General features: G+C 63.0%; 22 protein-coding genes. 13 read left to right on the top strand and 9 right to left on the bottom strand.

Annotation, left to right across the window (positions count from 1 at the left end; genetic code table 11):
* The first annotated feature begins 214 nt into the window (after positions 1-214).
* The 9 genes from D1646_RS04315 to D1646_RS04275 all read left to right on the top strand — a co-directional run bounded on the left by D1646_RS04315 (position 215) and on the right by D1646_RS04275 (position 11,282).
* Positions 215-1,993 carry an ATP-binding protein gene (locus D1646_RS04315; protein ID WP_160635267.1) on the top strand — a complete coding sequence of 593 codons (1,779 nt, stop codon included), beginning with the start codon at positions 215-217 and terminating at the stop codon, positions 1,991-1,993.
* Entirely contained in the window at positions 1,983-3,305 is a 1,323-nt protein-coding gene (locus tag D1646_RS04310) for a hypothetical protein (RefSeq protein ID WP_160635266.1), read from the top strand. Before D1646_RS04315 ends, D1646_RS04310 begins: the two co-directional genes overlap by 11 nt.
* A 4-nt stretch (positions 3,306-3,309) precedes the next feature.
* Positions 3,310-4,125 (top strand): hypothetical protein, encoded by an 816-nt coding sequence (locus D1646_RS04305; RefSeq protein ID WP_160635265.1) that lies wholly within the window; start codon positions 3,310-3,312, stop codon positions 4,123-4,125.
* Between the two features lie 80 nt (positions 4,126-4,205).
* Positions 4,206-5,027: a glutamate racemase gene (gene murI / locus D1646_RS04300; protein ID WP_160635264.1), complete on the top strand. Its 822-nt coding sequence runs from the start codon at positions 4,206-4,208 to the stop codon at positions 5,025-5,027.
* A 37-nt stretch (positions 5,028-5,064) separates the two neighbouring features.
* Positions 5,065-6,180, top strand: a complete 1,116-nt coding sequence (locus tag D1646_RS04295) for a class I SAM-dependent RNA methyltransferase (RefSeq protein WP_347565128.1) — start codon at positions 5,065-5,067, stop codon at positions 6,178-6,180.
* Positions 6,177-7,103 (top strand): YegS/Rv2252/BmrU family lipid kinase, encoded by a 927-nt coding sequence (locus tag D1646_RS04290; RefSeq protein ID WP_160635262.1) that lies wholly within the window; start codon positions 6,177-6,179, stop codon positions 7,101-7,103. Before D1646_RS04295 ends, D1646_RS04290 begins: the two co-directional genes overlap by 4 nt.
* A 117-nt stretch (positions 7,104-7,220) precedes the next feature.
* Entirely contained in the window at positions 7,221-8,234 is a 1,014-nt protein-coding gene (gene asnA, locus D1646_RS04285; RefSeq protein WP_160635261.1) for an aspartate--ammonia ligase, read from the top strand.
* Positions 8,231-8,905 carry a methionine synthase gene (locus tag D1646_RS04280; protein ID WP_160635260.1) on the top strand — a complete coding sequence of 225 codons (675 nt, stop codon included), beginning with the start codon at positions 8,231-8,233 and terminating at the stop codon, positions 8,903-8,905. Before asnA ends, D1646_RS04280 begins: the two co-directional genes overlap by 4 nt.
* Positions 8,892-11,282: a homocysteine S-methyltransferase family protein gene (locus D1646_RS04275; RefSeq protein ID WP_160635259.1), complete on the top strand. Its 2,391-nt coding sequence runs from the start codon at positions 8,892-8,894 to the stop codon at positions 11,280-11,282. Before D1646_RS04280 ends, D1646_RS04275 begins: the two co-directional genes overlap by 14 nt.
* Before the next feature lie 25 nt (positions 11,283-11,307).
* Here D1646_RS04275 and D1646_RS04270 read toward each other — a convergent pair whose 3' ends face one another.
* Entirely contained in the window at positions 11,308-11,787 is a 480-nt protein-coding gene (locus tag D1646_RS04270; RefSeq protein ID WP_160635258.1) for an SLOG family protein, read from the bottom strand.
* Positions 11,788-11,927: 140 nt separating this feature from the next.
* On the opposite strand from D1646_RS04270, the gene D1646_RS04265 reads away from it, so the two are divergent.
* From D1646_RS04265 to D1646_RS04250, 4 genes are all read left to right on the top strand, one after another.
* Positions 11,928-12,248, top strand: a complete 321-nt coding sequence (locus D1646_RS04265; RefSeq protein ID WP_347565127.1) for a helix-turn-helix transcriptional regulator — start codon at positions 11,928-11,930, stop codon at positions 12,246-12,248.
* A 109-nt stretch (positions 12,249-12,357) separates the two neighbouring features.
* Complete coding sequence (locus D1646_RS04260) at positions 12,358-13,326, top strand: glycoside hydrolase family 25 protein (protein ID WP_160635257.1); 969 nt, start codon at positions 12,358-12,360, stop codon at positions 13,324-13,326.
* Between the two features lie 47 nt (positions 13,327-13,373).
* Positions 13,374-14,702 carry an HD domain-containing protein gene (locus D1646_RS04255; RefSeq protein WP_160635256.1) on the top strand — a complete coding sequence of 443 codons (1,329 nt, stop codon included), beginning with the start codon at positions 13,374-13,376 and terminating at the stop codon, positions 14,700-14,702.
* Positions 14,703-14,828: 126 nt separating this feature from the next.
* Complete coding sequence (locus D1646_RS04250; protein ID WP_243154013.1) at positions 14,829-15,635, top strand: HAD-IIA family hydrolase; 807 nt, start codon at positions 14,829-14,831, stop codon at positions 15,633-15,635.
* Positions 15,636-15,924: 289 nt separating this feature from the next.
* Here the strand turns inward: D1646_RS04250 and D1646_RS04245 are convergent, their stop codons facing one another.
* The 8 genes from D1646_RS04245 to D1646_RS04210 all read right to left on the bottom strand — a co-directional run bounded on the left by D1646_RS04245 (position 15,925) and on the right by D1646_RS04210 (position 24,586).
* Entirely contained in the window at positions 15,925-17,136 is a 1,212-nt protein-coding gene (locus D1646_RS04245) for an ion transporter (RefSeq protein WP_160635255.1), read from the bottom strand.
* Between the two features lie 46 nt (positions 17,137-17,182).
* Positions 17,183-18,424 (bottom strand): transglutaminase domain-containing protein, encoded by a 1,242-nt coding sequence (locus D1646_RS04240; RefSeq protein ID WP_160635254.1) that lies wholly within the window; start codon positions 18,422-18,424, stop codon positions 17,183-17,185.
* 141 nt (positions 18,425-18,565) lie between these two features.
* On the bottom strand, positions 18,566-19,594 hold the full coding sequence (locus D1646_RS04235; protein WP_160635253.1) for an aminotransferase class I/II-fold pyridoxal phosphate-dependent enzyme: 1,029 nt from the start codon (positions 19,592-19,594) through the stop codon (positions 18,566-18,568).
* A gap of 12 nt (positions 19,595-19,606) precedes the next feature.
* The gene (gene pheT / locus D1646_RS04230; RefSeq protein ID WP_160635252.1) at positions 19,607-22,315 is read right to left on the bottom strand and encodes a phenylalanine--tRNA ligase subunit beta; all 2,709 of its coding nucleotides are present in this window, start codon (positions 22,313-22,315) and stop codon (positions 19,607-19,609) included.
* A 35-nt stretch (positions 22,316-22,350) separates the two neighbouring features.
* Positions 22,351-22,710: an Imm51 family immunity protein gene (locus tag D1646_RS04225; protein ID WP_160635251.1), complete on the bottom strand. Its 360-nt coding sequence runs from the start codon at positions 22,708-22,710 to the stop codon at positions 22,351-22,353.
* Between the two features lie 14 nt (positions 22,711-22,724).
* Positions 22,725-23,750, bottom strand: coding sequence for a phenylalanine--tRNA ligase subunit alpha (pheS, locus tag D1646_RS04220; protein ID WP_160635250.1), 1,026 nt, complete (start codon positions 23,748-23,750; stop codon positions 22,725-22,727).
* Between the two features lie 12 nt (positions 23,751-23,762).
* Complete coding sequence (locus D1646_RS04215; RefSeq protein ID WP_160635249.1) at positions 23,763-23,978, bottom strand: hypothetical protein; 216 nt, start codon at positions 23,976-23,978, stop codon at positions 23,763-23,765.
* Complete coding sequence (locus tag D1646_RS04210) at positions 23,975-24,586, bottom strand: DUF1349 domain-containing protein (RefSeq protein ID WP_160635248.1); 612 nt, start codon at positions 24,584-24,586, stop codon at positions 23,975-23,977. Before D1646_RS04210 ends, D1646_RS04215 begins: the two co-directional genes overlap by 4 nt.
* Between the last annotated feature and the right edge of the window lie 2 nt (positions 24,587-24,588).

Below are 24,588 nucleotides of genomic sequence, written 5' to 3'. Positions count from 1 at the left end.
CTGCCGTTGACAATCCCCCGCCTTCGCTTCGCTCAGGGGCCCCCTTTGCCAAAGGGGGCAAGCGGCTTCGCCGCTTGGGGGCCCTGCGAAGCAGGGCCCATCCCTCGTCCCGCCCCAGTGTACGCACTGGAGAGCCCCCGTTGCCAAATGGTGCTGAGCAGCTGATGCCGCAGCGTATTTTTTGCACGAAAAATAACAGAGGGGAGGGTCCCGAATGCTCCGCAGTCTGCATATGAAGCTGGTTATGATTATGGTCCTGCTGATTATGTCCCTGATGATGATAGTGGGGGCCTTCCTCATCAACTCGGTGACCGCCTTTTATCTGGAGGACTTTTACAGTCAAATGTCCGATGTATTCCAAGACCCGCTGCTCTACCACGACCTGACAACCCCCTCCGGCGAGGAGGAGGACGGGGCGCGGCAGATGTTCCAGGTGCTGGAGGCCTACGCCGGCGAGCTGGGGGTTGACAACCGCAACCGGAAGCTGTACATCCTTGACGGCAGCGGTCTGTGCCTGGTCTCCCCCGACGGGGAGGAGGCGCAGCTGGACTACACGGAAAATCTGGTCTTTGCGCTGACCACCGGCCTGGAGACGGGGGAGGCGGGGGACGAGAGCAGTCTGACCCAGGACTTCATGGACGTGGCCATCCCCATCCACCGGGGCGGGGAGAGCTATATCATCTACATCCTGGACAACAAGGCCACCTCCAACGACCTGACCAACCAGATGCTGGTGCTGATTATTGAGGCGCTGGCCTTTGGACTGGTCATCTCCATCCTCCTCTCCTTCCTGCTGTCTAAGACCATGGTGACCCCCATTCAGAAGCTGACCGAGGGGGCCATGCGGGTTGCGGAGCGGGACTTTTCCCGGAAAATCGAGGTGCTGTCCCAGGACGAGATCGGCGTACTCACCGATACCTTCAACGATATGGCCGGCCAGCTCCAGGACACCCTGCGCCAGGTGGAGAACGAGCGCAACAAGCTGGACACCCTGTTTCTCCACATGACCGACGGGGTTGTGGCCTTTTCCCGGGAGGGGACGGTGATCCACTCCAACCCCGCCGCCTCCCGGATGCTCCGCCGCACCATCGGGCCCGAGACCACCTTTGAGGAGCTGTTTACCGGGGGGGCGACCCTGGACCAGGTCCTCACCGCCGACGACCACCTGGAGGAGGAGCGGCAGGTGCGGGACAGCTTTTTCCAGCTGCTGATGGCCCCCTTTGACCGGGGCCGGGCAGGCGGAGGCGCTCTGGTGGTCCTCCACGACGTCACCGAGCAGCGGAAGAACGAGGAGATGCGCCGGGAGTTTGTGGCCAACGTCTCCCACGAGCTGCGAACCCCCCTGACCAACATCCGCTCCTACGCCGAGACCCTCACCGACAACGCAGGAGAGCTGCCGCCGGATATGGAGAAGAAGTTTCTGGGGGTCATCCTCAACGAGAGCGACCGCATGACCCACATCGTCCAGGACCTGCTGACCCTGTCCCGGTTCGACTCGGAGCGCAGCGAGCTGAAGCTGGCCCGCTTCCCCTTCGGCGAGGCGGTGCGGGATATCTACAACGCCGTCTATATGGAGTCCCAGAAGCACGACCACACTCTGACTCTGGATATCGAGCCCGACCTGCCCGAGATTCTGGCCGACCGGGAGCGTATCCTTCAGGTGATGATGAATATTGTCTCAAACTCCATCAAATATACTCCTAACGGGGGACACATTGACATTTACGCCGGACGGAAGCGGAACCGGGTCTGGATGATTGTGGACGATGACGGCATCGGCATCCCCGAGGAGGACCGCCCCCGCATTTTTGAGCGGTTTTACCGGGTTGACAAGGCCCGCTCCCGCCAGTCGGGGGGCACCGGTCTGGGGCTGTCCATCGCCAAAGAGATTGTGGAGCGCCACCGCGGCCAGATCACCCTGCTGGACAAAGAGCAGCCGGGGCTGGCCATCCGGCTGGAGCTGAATATTGAGGGACCGGGCTATGGACAATAGGAAACGCCGGGCCATTGAGCTGGCCAAGGACGTACTCATTGTGCTGCTCACCTGCTCCGCCCTGTGGCTGGTGGCCCAGACCCCCCTGGTAGGACCCCTGAGCGGGCTGTTCCGGGAGGAGGGGATTCAGGCCGCCCCAGGCCAGAGCCAGAGCGTCAGCCGGGGCACCGGCGCGGTACCGCTGGCAATGGCGGTAAATCTGCCGGCCAGCTCTGAGCTGGAGTCCGGAGAGGTGCGCTGGGGGATCCGCTACGACCAGGGGACCTGCCAGGAGCTGTTCCAGCAGGTGGCCGGCCCTCTGGTAGAGGCGCTGTCCAGCGCGGGAGCCCCCGAGGCCGTCAGCCGGGGGCATTGGGAGCGGGCCCTGACTGAAATGCAGAGCGTGTATATGGACTTTCAGGGGGAGGTCCCTCTGCCCGTGCTGCTGGGCTGGCTGTCGGGGAGCGAGACCGGCCTGACCGCCAGCGTCCGCCGCATTGTGCTCACGGTGTGGGAGGACGGGGTCGACCTGTACTACCAGGACGTGGGGGACGGGCGGTATTACCGCTGCCGGTCCGAGGTGGCCGACCCCTTCTCCCTGGCTGAGGCTCTGTCTGGCGTGACCGGCAACGGGGCCTTCTACGCCTTTGAGTCGGAGCTCTACCAGGAGCTGGACCCGGATACCCTGCTGCTGCCCCAGGCCCCGGCCCCCATGATCTACACCGCCTCTAACCCCGTGGCGGGACAGGGGGCCCTCCAGTCCCTGGTCCAAGATCTGGGCTTCTCCCTGAACTCCACCAGCTTCTACTCCACCGACGAGCAGGTGGCCCGCAGCGGGGACGACAGCGTCCGTCTGTCCGACCGGGGCGTGGCCCAGTACCTGTACGAGGGCCGGAGCGAGAGCGGCCTATTCCCTGTAATAAGCCAGGGGGAGAGCGGCGCTTTGTTCAACAGCGTGGAGACCTGCCGCCAGCTGGCCCTGTCGGTGACGGCCAGTCGCTGCGGGGAGGCCCGGCTCTATCTGCTGTCGGTGTCGGAGCGGCCCGAGGGCTGGGAGATCGAGTTTGGATACAGTCTGAACGGCGTTCCGGTCCAGCTGGAGGGAAACTGTGCCGCCCGCTTTCTGGTGGAGCGGGGACAGATTGTCCAGTTTGTCATCTGCCTGCGCAGCTACGCCGCCAGCGGGACCACCTCCCTGGTGCTTCCCCCCCGGCAGGCGGCGGCGGCGCTGGTGGCCCAGGGACTGGAGGGGGAGGAGCTGCTGCTCACCTACGACGACAGCGGCGAGGACACGGTGACCGCCGGCTGGTCGGCCCGGGACAGGGAGGACTGACGCCATGCCTTGGAGCAAGCTGAAAAATATCATTCTGGCCATTCTGGCGGTGACCAACCTGTGTCTGCTGGTGCTGGTGGCCGGCCAGGCCCTGCGGAGCGGTCGAATGCGGGAGCAGGCCCGGGAGAACGCCATTCTCTTTTTGCGGAACCGGGGGGTCGAGGTAGATGAGAGCATGATCCCCCAGAAGATGAACCTGCCGCCGCTGACGGTGGAGCGGGATCTGGAGGGGGAGGAGCGCACCGCCTCCGCCCTGCTGGGAGGTGCGGTGACTGCCGAGTCCCGGGGGGGCGAGGTGTACCGCTACTATAATCAGTCCGGGGCCGTCCAGTTCCACAGCGACGGCACCTTCTCCGCCCAGCTGGACCCCAGCGCCTTCCCCCTGGGCGCGGACCGGGCGGCGGGCTGTCTGGAGCTGATGGGGAAGGTGGGTTTCACCGGGACGATTTTAGAGGAGAAGGGGGACGACCTGGTCTTTCGCCAGACCTGGCAGGACTGGCCTCTGTTTACCCAACAGGTGGTGCTGGTGTGCAGGCAGGGCAGCCTGTCCGCCATCACCGCGGGCCGCTTGCTGGTGGGCCGTCCCCAGGAGGACGCCGGACGCCAGACCATTTCGGTGGCTACCGCTCTCATTGACTTCCTCAACGGGGTCAGCACCCTGGGAGACGTGTGCAACCGCATTGACGCCATTGAACCGGGCTATGTCACCGCCGTCTCCCTCACCGGGCCCACTGTACTGACGCCGGTGTGGCGGATGACCACCGACACCGGCGCCTATCAGCTGGACCTGGTCACCGGCGGAGTGAGCCGGGCCGCCTGAATCCGCCATAATGAAACCCCGGGCGGCATATCCTGTAGGGTGCGGCGTCCCAGAGGCGCCGCCGGCAAGGAGGACCGCTCATGTCAGAACGAAACCGCCCCATTGGCATCCTGGACTCCGGGATCGGGGGCTTCACCGTGGCGAGACAGGTACAGAAGCTGCTGCCCCGGGAAGATCTGCTCTACTTCGGCGACGGGGCCCACATCCCCTACGGCAACCACACCCGGGAGACCGTGGCGGCCCTGGCCCGGTATATGTTTGACTTTTTAGAACGGCGGCAGGTGAAGGCCATCCTAGCGGCCTGCAACACCATCTCCTGTGTGGTAGACCAGTGCCCCGCCTCCTGCCCCGTGTTCAGCGCCGTTCAGGCGGGGGCGGACGGTGCGGCCCGGCTGGGGGCGGCCAAGGTGGGGGTCATCTCCACTGTGCTGACCCACAACAGCCGCATTTACCCGGAAAAAATCCTGGCCCAGAGCCCTCAGACCAGAGTGGTGCTCAGCTGCGGCTGTCCCGACCTGGCCCGGATGGTGGAGCACAGCCTGGGGGACCCGGCGGGGATGGACCGGGTGGAGGGGGAGCTGCGCCGGGAACTGGCCCCCCTGGTACAGGAGGGGGTGGACTGCTGTGTGCTGGGCTGTACCCACTACCCTCTGGCGGCGGACCGCATCCACAAGCTATACCCCCGCCTGGCCCTGGTGGACCCGGCGGAGGAAATAGCCCGGACGCTGAAAACATACCTGGAGCGGGCAGGGCTGGAAAATCCCCAGGAGAAGGCCGGGACCCTGACCATATACACCACCGGAGATGTGGCGGAGTATACCCTCCGGGCCAGACAGGTGGGACTGGAGCGGGTTGCGGCGGTGGAATTTCATCCGCCCATGGAACTTCGCTCCGGGGGGTAAGTCCCCATGATGTACCATGAAATGCGAGGTGTTTCCTGTGGAGACATTACAATTTGCCATTCCAACCCTCTTTGGACTGGAGGGGATCTGTGCCGACGAGGCCCGGAGGCTGGAGCTGCCCCAGGTCAAGGCGGAAAACGGCCGGGTACTGTGCAGCGGTCAGGCCAAGGACCTGCCCCGGCTCAATTTAAACCTGCGCACCGGAGAGCGGGTCCTGCTGGTGCTGGGGACCTTCCCGGCCCGGGACTTCGACGCCCTGTTTGAGGGGACCCGGGCCCTGCCCTGGGAGCGGTTCATCCCCCGGGAGGGCCAGTTTCCGGTGAAGGGCCACAGTCTAAATTCCGCCCTCCACTCGGTGCCCGCCTGCCAGTCCATTGTCAAAAAGGCCATTGCCGCCCGGCTGGGGAGCAAGTACGGCCTGAACACTCTGCCCGAGACGGGGGCGCTGTACCAGGTGCAGTTCTCCATCATGGGAGATGAGGCGGCGCTGATGCTGGACACCTCCGGTCCCGGCCTCCACAAGCGGGGCTACCGGGCCCAGGGGGTCGCCGCTCCGCTGCGGGAGACTCTGGCCGCCGGCATGGTGCTGCTGTCCCGATACAGGGGCCGGGACCCGCTGTGCGACCCCTTCTGCGGCTCCGGGACCATCCCCATTGAGGCCGCCCTGGTGGCGCGCAACCGGGCCCCGGGGCTGAACCGGTCCTTCTCCGCCCAGAAATGGGGCTGGCTGGACAAAAAGCTGTGGATGTCCGCCGCCGACGAGGCGATGGACAAGGAATTTGACGGGGACTACGAGATCTGGGGCGGCGATATCGACCCCGAGGCGGTGGCGCTGGCCCGGCACAACGCCCAGCTGGCCGAGGTGGACGACCTGGTCCGCTTCGAGGCGGACGACGCGACCCGCTTCCACTGGGGCGGGCTGTACGGGCGAGTTGTGACCAATCCCCCCTATGGCGAGCGGGTCATGGAGCGAAAGGAGGCGGAGGAGCTGTACCGGGCCTTCGGAGGGGCCTGGAACAAGCTGCCGGAGGGCTGGAAGCTGTATCTGCTCTCCTCCCACACCGAGTTTGAGCGCACCTTTGGCAGGCGTGCGGACAAGAAACGGAAGCTGTATAACGGAATGCTGAAGTGCGACCTGTTTATGTACCTATGAGGCATCTGTTCATCATCAACCCCGCCGCCGGGAAGCGGAGGAGCAGCGCCCGGCTGGAGGAGCTGCTGGGCAAGCTGTCCTTTCCCTGCGAGCGGGTCTACACCAGCCAGGCGGGAGACGCCCGGCGGTTTGCGGAGGAGGCGGTCCGCCAAGGGGAGCCCGTCCGCATCTACGCCTGCGGGGGCGATGGGACCCTGAACGAGGTGGTCAACGGGGCGGCTGGCTTTCCCCAGGCGGCCATTACCAATGTACCCAAGGGGACGGGGAACGACTTTCTAAAGCTGTTCGGGCCCAACTACCGGGAGCGTTTTTTCGACCTGGAGGCTCTGGCGGCGGGCCCTCAGACCCCCTTCGACCTGATGGACTGCAACGGCCATTTGGGGATTGACGTGGTATGTGCCGGAGTTGACGCCCGGGTCGCCGCCGGGGTACACCGGTACAAGGACCTGCCTCTGGTGTCGGGGATGGGCGCCTACCTCCTCTCCCTGGGAGAAACCCTGCTGTTTGGGGGCATCAGCCGGCCCATGGAGGTCCATATGGGCGGGCTAAACTGGGCGGACGAGACCTCACTGCTGTGCATCTGCAATGGGCGACACTACGGCGGCGGCTTTATGCCCGTGCCCGAGGCCATGCCCGACGACGGCGTGCTGGATATGCTTCTGGTGCGCCGGGTTGGACTGCTTACCTTCCTGCGGCTGGTGGGCCGGTACGCCAAGGGGCGGTACAGGGATTACCCAGAGCTGATTTTTGACTACCACGGCCAGGAGGTCTCCTTCTCCGCGCAGACGCCCATCACCGTGGTGGTGGACGGGGAGGTCATGGAGGACACCGCCTTCACCGTCCGGCTGTCGGAGAAAAAGGTAAACTTCTTCTACCCCGCCGGGACCAGCTACCGGCCCGCCGGCGCGGACAGGACCTCTTGAGGCAGCCTGAGCAGCGCGCCACAGTATGAAATCCCCTCCCGGTCGAGGGGATTTTTTATTGCAATTGAATGAGCTAACGAGTATAATAGGAAAATCCGAGGAAAAGGAGTTTTTTCTATGAAAGATATGAAGCTACCCCAGGGATACAAGCCCCTGCTTTCCATTTACGAGACCCAGAAGGCCATCGACCTGGGCAACCGCCTCTTTGCCGACAAGCTGTCTGGCGCTCTGCGGCTGCACCGGGTGTCCGCCCCGCTGTTTGTTTCGGTGGAGTCCGGCCTGAACGACGACCTGAACGGCGTGGAACGGGCGGTGGACTTTGACGTCAACGGGGTTGAGAGCCAGGCGGCGGTGGTCCACTCTTTGGCCAAGTGGAAGCGGTTCGCCCTGAAGCGCTACCAGTTCCACGTGGGCGAGGGGCTGTACGCCAACATGAACGCCATCCGCCGGGACGAGGAACTGGACTCTCTCCACTCCGCCTATGTGGACCAGTGGGACTGGGAGAAGATCATAACCCGGGAGCAGCGCAATGTGGACTATCTGAAGCAGACGGTGTGTTCCATTGTCAACGCCCTGTTTGAGACCCAGTCCTTCCTGCGCACCGTCTTCCCTCAGCTGAACGTGCTGCCTCAGGTGTCCACCGACATCGCCTTTCTCACCGCCCAGGAGCTGGAGGACCTGTTTCCTGACAAGACCCCCAAGGAGCGGGAAAACGCCTTTGTGAAGGACCATCCCACCACATTTCTGATAGGCATTGGCAAAAAGCTGCGCTCCGGGAAGCCCCACGACGGCCGGGCCCCCGACTACGACGACTGGGACCTGAACGGCGACCTGCTGGTGTGGGACAGCGTGGGACAGCGCTCCTTCGAGGTGTCCTCCATGGGTATCCGGGTCGATGAGGAGAGTCTGGCCCGTCAGCTCCAGCTGGCCGGCTGTGAGGAGCGGCGGGAGCTGCCCTTCCACAAAATGCTCCTCAACGGCGAGCTGCCCCTGACCATGGGCGGCGGCATCGGCCAGAGCCGGGTCTCCATGCTGCTGCTGGGCAAGGCCCACATCGGCGAGGTCCAGTCCTCCCTGTGGGACGAGGACAACATCAGGGCCGCCGAGGCGGCGGGGATCACGCTGCTGTGATAACGATAACCCGACTGAACATCGACGAGGTCCTCCGTTACATGGGCTGTCCCCCGGACAAGGCGGACGAGGCCCTGCGGGGGCAGGCGGAGGCCTGCGCCCGGGAGGTGCTGGCGGTCATCCGGCCCCGGTGGAGCTGGCGGGCGCTGTCCATAACTCTGGAGGCGGAGGGGGTCCGGCTGGAGGGCGGTCTGCTCCTGCCCGGGGCGGACCTGAGGGCCCATCTGGGGGGCTGTGAGCGGGCGGCGGTGTTCTGCGCGACCCTGGGGGCGGAGACCGACGCCCTCATCCGCCGGGCGGAGCAGCTGGACATGGTCCGGGCTCTGGCGCTGGACTGCTGCGCCTCGGCGGCGGTGGAGGGGGTGTGCGATCAGATCGAGCTCCAGCTCCAGGGGAAGTTTCCCGGCTGCTCCTTCCCCTTCCGCTACAGCCCCGGCTACGGCGACCTGCCTCTGGATGTCCAGAGCGGCCTGCTGGAGCTGCTGGACGCCCCCCGGCGGGTTGGGCTGTGCGCCACGGCAAATCATCTGCTGACCCCCCGCAAGTCGGTGACCGCCATTTTGGGGGTGGCCAGCGGGGAGATTGAACAAAGCCAAAAAAGCTGCCTGGGCTGTCCCGCTCAGGAGAGCTGTCAATACCGAAAGGCGGGCGGACACTGTGGAATTTCGTGAACTGTTAAGGGCCTCCGGCCCAGTTATTCTGGACGGCGGCATGGGGACCATGCTCCAGGCCAAGGGACTCAAGCTGGGGGGACACCCTGAGCTGGCCGCCCTGGAGCACCCGGATTGGCTGCTGGACATTCACCGGGCCTATGTGGAGGCGGGGACGCAGATCCTTTGCGCCAACACCTTCGGGGCCAACCGGGAGAAGCTGAGACGTACCGGCAAAACGGTGGAGGAGGTGATCCCTCCCTCCATCGCCATTGCCAGGCAGGCGGCGGGAGGAAAGGCGCTGGTGGCCCTGGACCTGGGTCCCACAGGGCAGCTGCTGGAGCCCACCGGGACCCTGGACTTTGAGGCGGCGGTGGATATTTTCGCCCAGGAGGTGCGCTGTGCCGTCTCCGCCGGGGCCGACCTGGTGATGATCGAGACCATGACCGACCTCCAGGAGTGCCGGGCCGCCCTGCTGGCGGTGAAGGAGAACAGCGATTTGCCCGTACTGGTCTCCCTCACCTACGAGGAGCGGGGCCGTACCTTCCTGGGCCACGCCCCCGCCTGCGCCGCTCTGACGTTGGAGGGCATGGGGGCGGACGCCATTGGCATTAACTGCTCCCTGGGCCCCCGGGAGATGCCCGGCCTGGTGGAGGAGCTGACCCGCTGGACCACACTGCCCATCTTGGTGAAGCCCAACGCCGGCCTGCCTGACCCCAGCGGGGCGGGCTACGACATTACAGCGGACCAGTTTGCCGACGCTATGGCCCAGCTGACAGAGTTGGGGGTGAAGTGCTACGGCGGCTGCTGCGGCACCACGCCGGAGTACATTGCCAAGCTGTGCAGGGCCCTGGAGGGGCGGACCATCCGGGAGATCCCCAGGCAGGTCCCCGCCGCCGTGTGCAGTCCGGTGTGCGCCGTGCCCATCGACCGGGTCCGGGTCATCGGCGAGCGCATCAACCCCACTGGCAAAAAGCGGATGAAGGAGGCCCTGGTCCGGGAGGACATCGACTATATGCTGGGCCAAGCCCTGGAACAGACTCAGGCCGGGGCGGACATTCTGGACGTGAACGTGGGGCTGCCCGAGATTGACGAGAGGGCCATGATGGTCAAGGTGGTAAAGGCCCTCCAGGGGGTCACCGACGCCCCCCTCCAACTGGACTCCACCCGGCCCGAGGTGCTGGAGGGGGCTCTGCGGGTCTACTGCGGCAAGGCCATTGTCAACTCGGTAAACGGAGAGGAGGCCGTCCTGGACGCCATTCTCCCCCTGGTGAAGAAGTACGGCGCGGCGGTGGTGGGGCTGACTCTGGACCAGAACGGTATCCCCAAGACCTCCCAGGCCCGGTTTGACATTGCCAGGCGGATCCTTGACAAGGCCCTTTCCTACGGCATCCGGCGGGAGGACGTTTATATCGACTGCCTCACCCTCACCGTGTCGGCGGAGCAGGCGGCGGCCTCCCAGACGCTGGAGGCCCTCCACCGGGTCAAGACGGAGCTGGGGCTGAAAACGGTGCTGGGGGTGTCCAACATCTCCTTCGGCCTGCCCGCCCGGCCCCTGGTGAACCAGAATTTTCTCATGATGGCCATGACCCAGGGGCTGGACCTGCCCATCATCAACCCCAATCTGGAGGCCATGATGGCGGCGGTGCGGTGCTACCATCTGCTGATGAACCTGGACACCGACGCCCGGGAGTACATCGCCGCCTACGGCAATGCCACCGTATCCACCTCTATCACCGGCGGCGCCGCCCAGTCCGCCGCGGCCCTCCAGGGGGAGCGGACGCTGGAGCAGATTGTGCTGGCTGGTCTGAAGGGGGAGGCCGGTGGGGCAGCCCGAACGCTGCTGGAGACCACCGCCCCTATGGAGGTGGTGGACGGCGTCCTCATCCCCGCCCTGGACAAGGTGGGGGCGGATTTTGAGGCGGGGCGGGTCTTTCTGCCCCAGCTCATCCAGGCTGCCGGAGCCGCTCAGGCCGCCTTCGAGGTCATCCGGGAACACCTGTCCGCCCAGCCGGGAGGGCAGACCCAGCCCAAGGGGACGATAGTGCTGGCCACCGTCAAGGGGGATATCCACGACATTGGCAAGAACATCGTCAAGGTGTTATTGGAGAACTATGGCTATCCGGTCATCGACCTGGGCCGGGACGTGGACCCCGCCGCCGTGGTGGAGGCGGTGAAAAAGCACGCCGCTCCCCTGGTGGGCCTGTCCGCGCTGATGACCACGACCCTGGGCAGCATGGAGGAGACCATTCGTCAGCTGCGCCAGGCCGATCTGCCCTGCAAGGTGGTGGTAGGCGGCGCGGTGCTCACAGCGGACTATGCCCAAAAAATCGGGGCCGACTTCTACGCCAAGGACGCTAAGGAGTCTGTGGATGTGGCCCGGCAGGTAATTGGGTGATATAAAACAGGGGCGAACCGGTACTTTATCGGTTCGCCCCTGCCAGGTTGATGATGTTCAGCCCGCAGGCTTTTGCGTAGTCCACAGTATAGGCGGTACCGCCGGTCTGCTGGGTCAGATAGCAGACACAGACACTGCTGTGGTCTACCAGGTGGCGGTTGCGTTTGTGCATACAGCCGGAGAAATACTCTCTGGAGGTATAGACGACTTTATTCGCCTGAGTCTTGATGGATTCATACAGGTCAATATCCCTGTTTAACCAGCCCCGGGCCTGGGACAGGCAGGGCAGGACCAGGATCAGCTTCATGCCTGGGCAGGTCTTCCGCAGGCGCAGGACTGTCAGCGCGGCCAGGGTGTCGAAGCCCCGCACGCCCCCCGCTCCATAATAGCATACACCTCTTTGATACAGGCTGGTGACGGTTGTCTCCAGTCTTTTTTGAATGACTTCTGCCTCCCGCGCCGGGATCTGGCGGTGTCCGGTGAAGCAGCAGGTTTTTTCTCGCATAACGCACCTCGCGACTAGTTGAAGTAGATATTTCTCGTGTTATACTTATTTTAAATATAGATATCAAGAGGGAACTATATTCTAAGAATAGGGAACTGCTTTGCTGCACGGTAGAATGGTACATAAGCGAGGTGGTTTTCGTGTTTGAGAAGCCAGAATTTGGAATGCGGGTAGCCCAGCTTCGGTTAAGCCAGGATGAACAAATTTCTGCAAGAGATATGAGTCTGTCCATTGGGCAGAGCGAAGGGTATATCAGCAGTATTGAAAACGGGCACAACTACCCCTCCATGGAGGCCTTCTTCTATATCTGCGACTTTCTGAAAATCACACCGGTCGAGTTCTTTGATACCCAGCAGAAGGACCCCAGGCGGGTCAACCGTCTGCTGGAGGCGGCGCGGGGACTGGACAGCGAACAGCTGGACCACCTGATTGCCATAGCGAGGGACTTGAAGAGAAGATAAAAACGGCCCGCACCGAGCATTTTGGTGTGGGTTTTCTCTTGCGGCGTCTCGTCTCCTATGGTACAATAGAGGACACAAGAAAACTGTCGAAACAGGGAGGACGCCGCCTATGAACGAGTATCCCGAAGAAAGGAAACCCCAGGAGGAGACCCCGCCCCCCGTCGAACCCCGGCCCCGCCGCCACCAGGAGGCGCTGCCCCACAGACCGCGGCAGTCTGCCCGCAGGGGCGGAAACGGCCTGAGTATACTGTCCCTGGTGATTTCCGCTGCGGCACTGATTGTGGCCTGCGCGGCGCTGTTTTTCACCCTGCGGACGGAGCCGGAGGAGCCCCCTGCCCCGCCGGAGGAACCCGTCACCTTCCAGTTTGGCGACCGGGTGATGACCCCGCTGGACGGAATGCCCCTGAACCCCTACGACCGGAACGCCTTCTCCCTGGATGAAAAGGGACGGGTCACCTACGAGAAGGACGGGAAGCGGGCAAAAACGGGGATTGATGTGTCCGCCTATCAGCAGGAGATCGACTGGGCCGCCGTAGCCGCAGACGGCATTGACTTTGCCATCCTCCGGGTGGGCTACCGGGGCTATACCGAGGGCGGGCTCTTCCTGGACCAGACCTTTGAGCAGAACCTGCGGGGGGCCACCAGCGCCGGATTGGATGTGGGCGTCTATTTCTTCTCCCAGGCCATCACTCCCCAGGAGGCCCGGCAGGAGGCGGACTATGTACTCAGCGCGATAGAGGGCTATGAGATTACCTGGCCCCTGGCTTTCGACTGGGAACCCATCTCCGCCGGCAGCAACGCCCGCACCGACGGCCTGGATAACGATACGCTGACCCAGTGTGCCGCCGCCTTCTGCGAGCGGGTGCGGGACGCGGGACTTCAGCCGGCGGTCTACTTCAACCAGAGCCTGGGCTATCTGCGCTACGACCTGCGGGAGCTGACGGAGTATAACCTGTGGCTGGCGGAGTACGACACCAAACCGGATTTCTACTACCACTTTGACCTGTGGCAGTACACCCACACCGGCCAGGTGGACGGTATCGAAGGAAATGTGGATCTGGACCTGGATCTGCGATAACACCAGCGGGCTTTCGAAGGCCCGCTTTTTCATCAGGAGGCAGTTGGATGAATTTTGAGATTCCCTCTGGGGCAGAGTATATTTTGAAAACCCTCACCGGCGCGGGCTATGAGGCCTGGCTGGTGGGGGGCTGTGTTCGGGACCTGCTCCGAGGTGTGCCGCCCCACGACTGGGACATCTGCACCTCCGCCCGCCCGGAGGAGACGGAGGCCTGTTTTGCCGGCCGGCGGATCATTGAAGCCGGCCTCCAGCACGGCACCGTCACCATTTTGGAGGGGGGCGAGGCCTACGAGGTCACCACCTACCGCACCGAAGGCCCCTACTCCGACAGCCGCCGCCCGGACTATGTGCGCTTTGTCGCCAGCCTGGAGGCCGACCTGGCCCGACGGGATTTCACCATGAACGCCATCGCCCTGGGGCTGGACGGGGATATCCGGGACCCCTTCGGCGGAGAGAAGGATATCCGGGCCGGCCTGCTCCGCTGCGTGGGCGACCCTGCTCAGCGCTTCCAGGAGGACGGCCTGCGCGTCATGCGGGCGCTGCGCTTTGGAGCGGTGTTCGGCTGCCAGGTGGAGGAGAAAACGGCCAGAGCCATCCATGAAAACCGCCACGTACTGGAGCACGTGGCGGCGGAGCGGATCAATGTGGAGCTGTGCAGACTGCTGGAGGGGGAGCAGGCGGGGGAGATTTTGCGGCAATACCCCGATGTGCTGTGTGTCTTCTGGCCGGAGCTGGAGCCTCTGGTGGCACTGGAGCAGAACACCCCTTGGCACTGCTGGGGCGGCTGGGAGCACACCATTCATGCGGTGGAGGCGGTCCCGGCGCAGACCGTGCTGCGGCTGGCTGTGCTCCTTCACGACATTGGCAAGCCCGGCTGCAAGACGACCGATGAGAATGGGATCGACCACTTCTACGGCCACCCGGCTGTCAGCGCGGAGCTGGCAAAGGGGATGCTCCGGGCGCTGAAATTCGACAACGAGACCCGAAAACAGGTGGTCACGCTGGTGGAATACCACGACGTGCAGATCCCTCTTCGGGAGAGCTCCATCCGCAGGTGGCTGGGCCGCCTGGGCCCGGAGCGGTTTTTTCAGCTGCTGGCGGTGAAGCGGGCGGACGCCATGGGGCAGGCCTATGAAAAGGTGCAGGGCCGTCTGGCGGAGCTGGAGGAGATGAGGGCGCTGGCGGAGAAGATTGTAGCCCAGGGGCAGTGCTTCTCTCTAAAGGACCTGGCGGTAAACGGCCGGGATGTGATTGCGGCAGGGATTGCTCCAGGGCCGGAGGTGGGCCGGGTACTCAGCGGACTGCTGGAGCGGGTGGTCAGCGGGGAACTGCCCAACCAGCGGGAAAGGCTGCTGGCGCTGCTGAGGGACCTGTGAGCCCCCAGTGTGCCCACTGGAGCGCCTTGGATCCTCATGCCGCTTGCACAGTTCCCCGCAATTTGATATACTGGCGGGGAATACAATGCCCACTGGGAACAGCGGGACAGAAATGGGGAAATGATTATGTATTCCATTGACTTTCAGAAGAAAAAGGGCTTTATCTGCGACATGGACGGTGTTATCTACCACGGCAATCAACTTCTGCCCGGCGTTCCGGAGTTTCTCCGGTGGCTCCACGAGGAGAAAAAGTCCTACCTTTTTTTGACCAACAACAGCGGCTCCACTCCCCGGGAACTCCAGCAGAAGCTGGGCCGCATGGGGCTGGACGTCCCGGAGGAGCACTTTTACACCAGCGCCCTGGCCACAGCGGCCTTTCTGAAGGCGCAGGCGCCGGGCTGCTCCGCCTATGTGATTGGAGAGGCCGGACTGCTCAACGCCCTTTACGATGTGGGCATCACCATGAACGATGTGGACCCGGACTATGTGGTGGTGGGTGAGAGCAAGTCCTACTCTCTGGAGACGGTGACTAAGGCCATTAACCTGGTTCTGGGTGGGGCCAAGCTGATTGGGGCCAACTCGGACGTTTCAGCCCCGGGGGAGCACACCACCATTCCGGCCTGCGGCGCTCTGGTGGCTCCCATTGAGATGGCCACCGGCACCAGGGCCTATTTCTGCGGCAAGCCCAATCCGCTGATGATGCGCACCGGCCTGCGTCTGCTGAAATGTCACTCCGAGGACGCGGTGATGGTGGGCGACCGGATGGACACCGATGTGATCTCCGGCCTGGAGAGCGGTATGTCAACCGTGCTGGTCCTTTCGGGCATCTCCACGCCGGAGACGCTGAAAACCTTCTCCTACCGCCCCTCCATGATCCTGAGCGGAGTTGGGGAGATTGTCCGCACGGCCCGGGGAGACAGTTCGGACGCCTGACTGCGCCCGCTGGTCCTCCTTGCTCAGTTGTGTATCGTTGCGGCGCCTCCCTCAAGGCACAGCCGCGAGAATGAACATGACAATGCCTTTGCCGGCAAAACAGCAAAGGCATTATTTTCGGAGTTCTTTTGTGAGCCAGGCTGTGACAGTCCGGCGGATCGTCTCGCAGGAGGGATGGGCTCGCCCCTCTCTAACACCAGCGTTATTTTCTTCATCAAATCACCTCCGGCCCACACTATGATAACAACTGCAAAAATATGAAAAAGGAGCTGGTAACAGCCCCTTTTTTTCACACCTCAATTGTACTGTCGGCACGGATGTAGCTCTGGGAGTAGAGGATGATCCGGTCCCCCTCCTTCAGCGTCAAATCGCCGTTGGGGATCAGAACCCTTCCTCTGCGCTTGACCATAATGATAATGGTCTGCCGGGAGATATCCAGGTCCCGAATGCGCAGGCCGTTCCAGGGATGCTGCCTGCGCAGGACCACCTCCTTCAGGTCGATATGCCGGTCGTCCCCCATGGACTCGGCCCCCAGCACCAGGGTGTCGCCGGGGAGGAGCGCCACGCCCCCTCTGGGGACAATGATCCCCTCGTCCCGCTGGATGGCGGCCACAATAATGCCGGCGGGCAGACCCAGCTCCTGGATGGTCTGCCGGGCCCAGGGGTCCTTGGAGGAGAGATGGACCTTGATGAAGTGGATATCGGCCTCGTGGGCGTACTCGCTGATGCGCTTGATGCGGGAGTACTGGTCTACGAAGCCGGCGGAGATAATGCCGGTGGGAATGGCCACGATCCCTACGCCTAGAAAGGCGATGCCGATGCCAAAGAGCTTTCCCAGGGTCGTAATGGGGTAGATATCCCCATAGCCCACCGTGAGCAGGGTTGACATGGACCACCAGATACCGGAAAAGGCGTTGGTAAACACCTCCGGCTGGGCCTCATGCTCCAGACTGTACATACACAGGCTGGAGGCCAGCATCAGGATCAGGATAATAAACACTGAGGACATGAGTTGCTGGCGCTTGCTAGCAATGACCTCCGTGATCACATTCAGGGAGTCATAGTAGGCGTTGATGCGGAACAGCCGGAAAATACGCATGACCCGGAACATCCGGAAGGCCACCGTCCCCGAGGGAAAAAACACAGGCAGGTAGTAGGGCAGGAAGGAGAGAAGGTCCACAATGCCGCTGAAGGAACAGATATACTTCACCGCCGCCTTGCCGGGGGCCAGCTTGGGGTGCAGGCAGGGGGAGGTCCACAGCCGCAGGCAGTAGTCCACGGCGAAGAAGGCCACTGTGACTCCCTCCACGGCGGTCAGCCAAGAGCCATACTGCCCCCGCAGCTCCACAAAGGTATAGAGGATGCTTACCGTCAGGTTGACCACAATGGCTAGGGAATTCAAAATGTCATACAGACGGCTGGTCAGGTCCTCTGCGGCCCCCACCTCTATAATCTCCAGCAGCCGTTTTTTGCGGCTGAGCAGCTTTTCCTGTTTGGACATATCCACACTCCTGACGGCCCCAAAGCCGGGGGCTGGGAGTATTGTATCAATTTCCCGCCTCAGTTGTCAATATCTGTCCGCCGTCCTCCGCCGTGGCCTCGGGGACGCTGTCGTAGTCCCACTGGTGGTCGGTGTGGGCCATAAGGTCACTGGTGACGTTGAAATAGGAGAGAAATTGGTCCAATCCCAGCTCCTGGTACTCCTGGAATCCGCCGTCAAAGTCGTTGTGGTCCCAGGTGGGGTCCGTGCAGTACCACTCCCCGTTGAGGCGCACCATGTTCCAGGCGTGATTTTCCCGGTTCCGGAAGGCCGCCCCGGTGACGGTAATGCACTCGATGCCCGCCATATCCATCAGCAGGCGGAAGGTCTCGGCGTAACCCAGGCAGACCCCCTTGCCGTTTACCAGCGGGCCGTAGGGCTCATAGGAGGTGCGGGGCACCCCTTTTTTCTCGTAGTGGGTCTGGTCGTAGCTGACGTGGGTTGTCAGCCAGGCGTAGAGGGCCAGCTCCTTGTCATAATCGCTCATGCCCGGCCGGGTCCACTCCTCCAGTACCCGGGCGGCGGCGTCCAGTACCCGTTTGTCCTCCCTGGACAGCCGGGAGTCGTCCCCGCTCTCCCAGGCGTCCAGGATGGCGGAGCTGTCAAAGAGGGTCATGTCGTCGCTCTTGGGGTCTGTATAGACATAGCGCCCGTCGGGACGCTGTTCTGGCTCAGGGCGGAGAAACTCCGGGACCCCCTCGGCGAAGATGCCGTCGCCATAGCAGCGTTCAAAGGCCTGTCGGACGTTTCGTACGTCCTCGCAGATGATCAAGGCCACCTCCTGACCGCAGGTGAGGACCTTGCCGTTCTCCACCAGAGCGGCCTGTTCGGGCTCGTAGCCGGTGAAGTCCCCCTGCCGGTCCAGCAGGTGCTCCTGAAAGGCGGTCACAACGGTCTTTTGCTCCTCCCTGGGCACCGAGAGGACGGCCAGCTCAAAGGCTCGGGCCCCCTCCATGCGGACAAAGGCGGCGTCGAACCACTTCAGGTCCTCCAGGCCGTAGAGGTCGGAGAGAAGAGCATTCATCTCCTCGTCACTGTAGTACTCATCTTCCTCGCCAAAGCCCTGTTGCTTCATCCCGTCATAGAGATACCAGCGAAAGAGGTCGATGCCCTCAGCGGCCTCGGGCGCACCGAACCACATGACCCGGGCTATGACCTCGCAGGGCTGTGTGGTGGTCTCATTCTGTTTTCCGGCGCACCCGGGCAGCAGCAGAATCAGGGCCAGCAGCAGAGAGAAAAATTTTTTCATGGGTATGACCTCCCGTGGATTATGTAACGCGGGACGATTCTGACCCGCCGTATCCCAGTATAGCAGGGATTTCTTACAAAAAGCAGGACAAAATCCTTAAATTTTTATGAAGACAGGGGCGGCCGTAGGCCGCCCCTGTCATTACAACCGCTGAATATCGGCAATCAGCGCATCCACGTCGGCGTCGGTGGTGGACCAGGAGGTGCAGAAGCGGACGGCGGTGTGGGCCTGGTCGATCTTTTCCCAGACCTCAAAGGAGTACTTGGTCCCCAGCACAGACACCGCGCCGTTGGACAGAATGGGGAACTGCTGGTTGGTGGGTGAGTCCATAAACAGGGCGCAGCCCCGGGCCAGGAAGGCATCCCGAATGCGCAGGGCCTGGGCCACCTCCTGCCTGCCGATCTCCAGAAACAGCCCGTCCTGGAGGAAGGCCTCAAACTGGACCCCCAGCAGCCGCCCCTTGGCCAGCATCCCGCCGTGCTGCTTGATGAGGTAGCGAAAGTCGTGGTTCAGGTTGGGGTTGGGAATGACCACCGCCTCGCCGAAGAGGAGGCCCGCCTTGGTGCCCCCCAGGTAGAACACGTCGCACAGCCGGGCCAGGTCGGGCAGGGTCACGTCGGACGCCGCCAAACCGGCCGCCAGCCTGGCCCCGTCCACAAAGAGGGGCAGCTTCCACCGGCGGCAGTTTTCCGCGATCTCCTCCAGCTCAGCCAGGGTGTACACCGTCCCTACCTCGGTGGGCAGGGACAGGTAGACCATCCCCGGCTGGACCATGTGCTCCCAGGCGGGGTCGTCATAGTGGGCCTGACAGTATTTGTCAATCTGTCCGGCGGTGATTTTGCCGTCGCTGGAGGGCAGGGCCAGCACCTTATGTCCGGTGGACTCGATGGCTCCGGTCTCATGGACGTTGATATGGCCGGTCCCGGCGCACAGCACCCCCTGGTGAGGGCGGAGGGCGGCGGCGATGATGGTGGTGTTGGCCTGGGTGCCCCCCACCAGGAAGTGGACCCCCGCCTCCGGAGCCTGACACAGCTCCCGAAGCATGGCCCTGGCCCGCTCGCAGTGGAGATCAACCCCATAGCCGGGGGTTGCCTCACCGTTGGTGTTCACCAGGGCCTCCAGAATTTTGGGGTGGGCCCCGGTGGTATAGTCGCATTCAAATCGGATCATAAACCATCCTCCTTACCGCAGCTTGGCTCCGCACTCCCGCTCCAGGGCGGCCAGAATGGACTTCACATCCTCGTCTGCCTCTTCGGAGGTGAGGGAGCGGTCCTCCGCCCGGAGGACCAGGTTGAAGGCCACCGACTTTTTGCCCTCGTCAATGCCCTTGCCCCGGTAGATATCGAAGAGGGAAACCTCCTTGAGCAGCCCCTGGGCCCCCTTGCGGATAGCTTTCTCCAGGGCCCCCACTGTGACCGCCTCGCCGCACACCACGGCGATGTCCCGGGTTACCGAGGGGAACTTGGGCAGGGGGACATACTCCGGGTCAGTCCCTTTGGCGTTCATCAGCTCGTCGAAGTCCAGCTCGGCGCAGTACAGTTCGGTGTCCACGCCGAAGTTCTTGGCCACGTTGGGGTGAATCTGGCCCATGCGGCCCACCTCCGTGCCGCCCACCCACACGGTGGCGAAGCGGCCGGAGTGGTAGGCGTTGCCGCCAATGCGCCAACCCTTAAATCCGACATCCTCTGCCCGGATCTCTCTCAGGATGGCCTCCACGGCCCCTTTCAGGTCGTAGAAGTCGAAGCCCTCGCCGTAAGCCCCCAGGGTGAGCACCTTGTTTTCAACCGCCAGGCCGTCCTCCCCGCCGGGCAGGTAGATGCGGCCCAGCTCGTACAGGCGCACGTCCTTGTTCCGGTAGTTGTAATTCCGGGCCAGAATGTCCAGCATGGAGGGCAGGGTGGTGGTGCGCATGATGGAGGTGTCCTCCCCCAGGGGGTTCAGGATTTTGAAGGATTTGCGGTGGAAGTCGTCCGCAGGCCAGCCGATCTTGTCGTACCAGGTGGGGGAGATAAAGGAGTAGGTGATGATCTCGTCGTAGCCGTAGGCCCGGCAGACCTCCCCCAGCTTCTGCTCCAGCTTCTGTTCCTCGCTGTAGCCCCCCAGAGTGGTCTGGCCCCGCATGAGGGTTGTTGGGATGTTGTTGTAGCCGAAGAACCGGGCCACCTCCTCGGCCAGGTCGGCCATCTCCTTCACGTCCCCCCGCCAGGAGGGGACCTTCATCATGCCCCGGGTTTTGGTGGTCTCAAAGCCCAGCTTCTGGAGGGTTGTGTACATCACATTCTCCGACACGTCGGTACCCAGCAGGGCGTTGATCTTGTCCGGCTCCAGCTTCAAAACGGTGGGCTGGGGGACGTAGTTGAGAATGTCGATGACCCCGTCCAGCACCTCACCGGCCCCCAGCAGCTCCACCAGCTCACAGGCCCGGTTCACAGCGGGGAGGGTGTTGAGGATATCTAGCCCCTTTTCAAACTTGGCGCTGGCCTCGGTACGCATTCCCAGGGCCAGGGCGGTCTTGCGGATGGTGGTGCCGTCGAAGTTGGCGGATTCAAAGACCACGTCCACCGTGTCCTCTACAATCTCGGAGTTCAGACCGCCCATAATACCGGCCAGACCCACCGCCCGGGTGTCATCGGCGATAACCAGCATATTGGAGTTGAGCTTGCGGACGTTTCCATCCAGAGTCGTAAGCTCCTCCCCGTCCTGGGCCCGGCGGACAATGATCTTTCCGCCCTTCACATAGCGGTAGTCAAAGGCGTGCATGGGCTGACCGTACTCCAGCATGACGTAGTTGGTGATATCCACAATGTTGTTGATGGGCCGCACTCCCATAGCCCGAAGCCGCTCCCGCATCCACTTGGGAGAGGGGCCGATTTTTACATTGCGCACCATCCGGGCGGTGTACCGGGGGCACAGCTCGGGGTCGGGGGTCTCCACATCCAGCAGCTCGGGGAGGACACCCTCCGCCCCGCCCTTGACCACCGGCTGGTGGAAGCGGCAGGGCTTGTTGAAGGTGGCCGCCGCCTCCCGGGCCAGACCGATGACGCTAAGGCAGTCGGGGCGGTTGGGTGTGATTTCAAACTCCACCACGTGGTCATCCAGGCCGGTGACCGTCTTAATGTCGTCCCCCGGCTTGCAGTCCTCCTGGAGGACGAAGATGCCGTCGGGGATGCAGTGGGGGAACTCCTTCTGCTCGGCGTGGAGGTCGGCCAGGGTGCAGATGGTCCGGGTCTTGGTGTTGAAGGCCACCAGGTCCATGGCGTGGATGTTTTGGCACTGGGTTTCCACAGTGGTGCCCACAGGCTGTCCGTCCTCCGCCCAGACCAGGGCCACCGACCAGCGGCCGTCCCCCAGGGATTTCACCTCACCCGCTCCGGCGGCCACCACGGAGCCGAAAATTTTGTGTCCCAGCTCAAGCTCCGCCGGGATGGAGGGCTTGTCCGGGTCGATGGGGTGGTAGTCGTTGAGCAGGGCGGCGGCGGTGATGACGCCGTAGGGGAAGTCCCGCTCGTCCAGGCCCAGCTCCTTCAGGGAGCACAGCATCCCGTTGGACAGCACCCCCCGCAGCTTGCCCTTCTCAATCTTCTTGCCCCCGGGCAGAGTGGACTTGTGCAGGGCCACGGGCACCAGGTCGCCTGCGTGGATGTTCCAGGCCCCGGTGACAATCTGGACGGGCTCCTCCCTGCCCACGTCCAGCTGGCACACCCACATATGGTCGGAGTCGGGGTGGCGCTCCATCTTCTCAATGCGTCCTACGACGACGTTGGAAATTTCCCCGCCCATGTCGTGGGTCAGCTCCACCTTGGAGCCGGAGAGGGTCATAGCTTCGGCGAACTCCCGGTCGCCGGCGTCAATCTCGACAAACTCGTTGAGCCATTTTCTGGATAGATTCATATTCAAAACTCCTCGTTTTATAGTGAAAGTGAGCGTCAGTCCCACTCAATCTCGCCGCCGTGTTCCCGGACCAGGCGGCAGAGGGCTTCTTCGTCTTCCGCCAGGGCGCGGATGATATCCTCGAAGCGCTTCGCCCTAGCTTCGTTTTCTGCTGTCAGAGGCCAATAGGCCACATACATCCCTGCCTCCGGGTCCGTCTCCATGTCTGTCAGGATGTCTGGATCATTCTGCTCCAGATAATACTGAAAAAGAGCCTCCCAGTTGTAGCCGTTCATATAGGCATCCTCACATACGGCGTTCATTTTTTCACCGAGGGCAAGGATTTTCTCATGCTCAACACCTAAGAGGACCTCTATTTTTTCCTCAAGGGGGAAGCACTGAACATAGTCTGCCATGTGCCGTGCCTCTATCAAAACTGCTCCAAAAACCGCACATCGTTCTCGAAGATCAGACGCAGGTCGGCGATCTTGAACCGGCGCATAGCGGTGCGCTCCAGGCCCATGCCGAAGGCCCAGCCGGACCACTCCTCCGGGTCGATGTTGGCCATGCGCAGCACATTGGGGTGAATCATCCCCGCGCCCAGCAGCTCGATCCAGCCCTCGCCCTTACAGGTGGGGCAGCCCGCGCCGCCGCACTTGTGGCACTGCACGTCCATCTCACAGGAGGGCTCGGTGAAGGGGAAGTGGTGGGGGCGGAAGCGGGTCACGGTGCCCTTGCCAAACAGCTCCTCGGCCAGCAGGTTCAGGGTCCCCTTCAAGTCGGCCATGGTGACGTTCTTGTCAATGACCATTCCCTCCACCTGGTGGAACATGGGGGAGTGGGTGGCGTCCACCTCGTCCTTGCGGTACACCCGTCCGGGGGCGATAATGCGGATGGCCAGGGGCATGGAGTCCATAGCCCGCACCTGCATGGGAGAGGTCTGGCTGCGGAGCATCACCCGGCTGTCCTGGTCGAAGTAGAAGGTGTCCGACCAGTCCCGGCTGGGGTGGCCCTCCTCGGCGTTGAGGCGGTCGAAGTTAAGCTCGGCCAGCTCGATCTCAGGGCCGTCCAGCACAGTGAAGCCCATGCCCACAAAGATGTTCTTGATCTCGTCCAGAGCGATATACATGGGGTGCTTGTGCCCCAGCTTGGGGGCTTTGCCGGGGACGGTGACGTCCAGGGCCTCCGCCTTCAGCCGGGCCTCCAGAGCGGCGGCCTCCAGCTTCTGGGAGGCGGACTCGATGGCGCTCTCCAGGGCGGCGCGGACCTCGTTGGCCAGCTGTCCCATGGCGGGGCGCTCCTCGGCGGACAGGCGGCCCATCTGCTTCAAGACGGCGGTAAGCTCCCCCTTCTTGCCCAGGTATTTCACCCGCAGCTCATCCAGGGCGGCAGGGGCGGCCACCTGGTCAAATGCGGCCAGGGCCTCACTTTTGATTTTTGCCAGCTGTTCTTTCATTGGTAAAACTCCTTATTTGATTTTGGATTTGAAATATGCGGGGTCCTCCACAAAGGAGCGGACCACCGTGCCGCAGCGCAGGCAGATCAGGTAAAACACGGGCCTGCCGTTGGCAAAAAGGCTGTCATAGCGGCAGAGCCTGCCGTAGCTGGCCGCATTCTTTGCCTTGGCCAGCTCCGTTCCCCGCAGTGGGCGTTCTGTTTTTGTTCCATCGTCCTCTCCTCTCACAGGTCCGCGTCCGGAGGCTGGCCGTCGTGGGCCCCCCACTGGCAGGGGAGCAGGGCCATATGGGTCAGGACGGCGGTGAAGGAGGAGTCCTCCGGACTGCAGGCGTAGACGCCGAAGGATATCTCCCCCTGGGCGGCCTGGAGGTGACAGACCCGCATCTGCTGAAAGACGGTCCCGTCCCGGGAGCACTCAATGCAGAAATCGTCCTCTCTGCGGCTCAGCCGGTACCACATGGACCGGACGGAGGCGTTGATCTCGGTGGTGGCCCAGTCGGACCAGCCGCCGTTGGTGACCACGCTGCCCAGGTGCTGGAAGGTCTCGTTTTCGTACTCCACGGAGGCCTTCAGCCAGTTCTCACTGTCCAGGTAGACCACCACGCCGCACTGGTCGAAGCGGCGCCTGCCGTCAAATTGGGTCCGCACCACAAAGGAGAAAAATTTCTCCCGGGTCGTCATCTGGAGCACCGGGGCGCTGTCGTTGCGGAAGTGGTAGTAGGTCCGCTGCCACAGGTCGGTGTGAGGGGCGGTAACGATTTCTATTTTGTCGGGGTTTATGGTACAGCTCCGGGGCTGCCGGGTCCACTTGAGAAGACTGGTATCCAGCTGCATGG

Origin of the sequence: Pseudoflavonifractor sp. 60 (assembly GCF_009911645.1) — a bacterium.
Lineage (GTDB): Bacteria > Bacillota > Clostridia > Oscillospirales > Oscillospiraceae > Lawsonibacter.
Note: the sequence above shows the minus strand (reverse complement) of the source record. Positions and strands in the feature narration are given on the sequence as shown.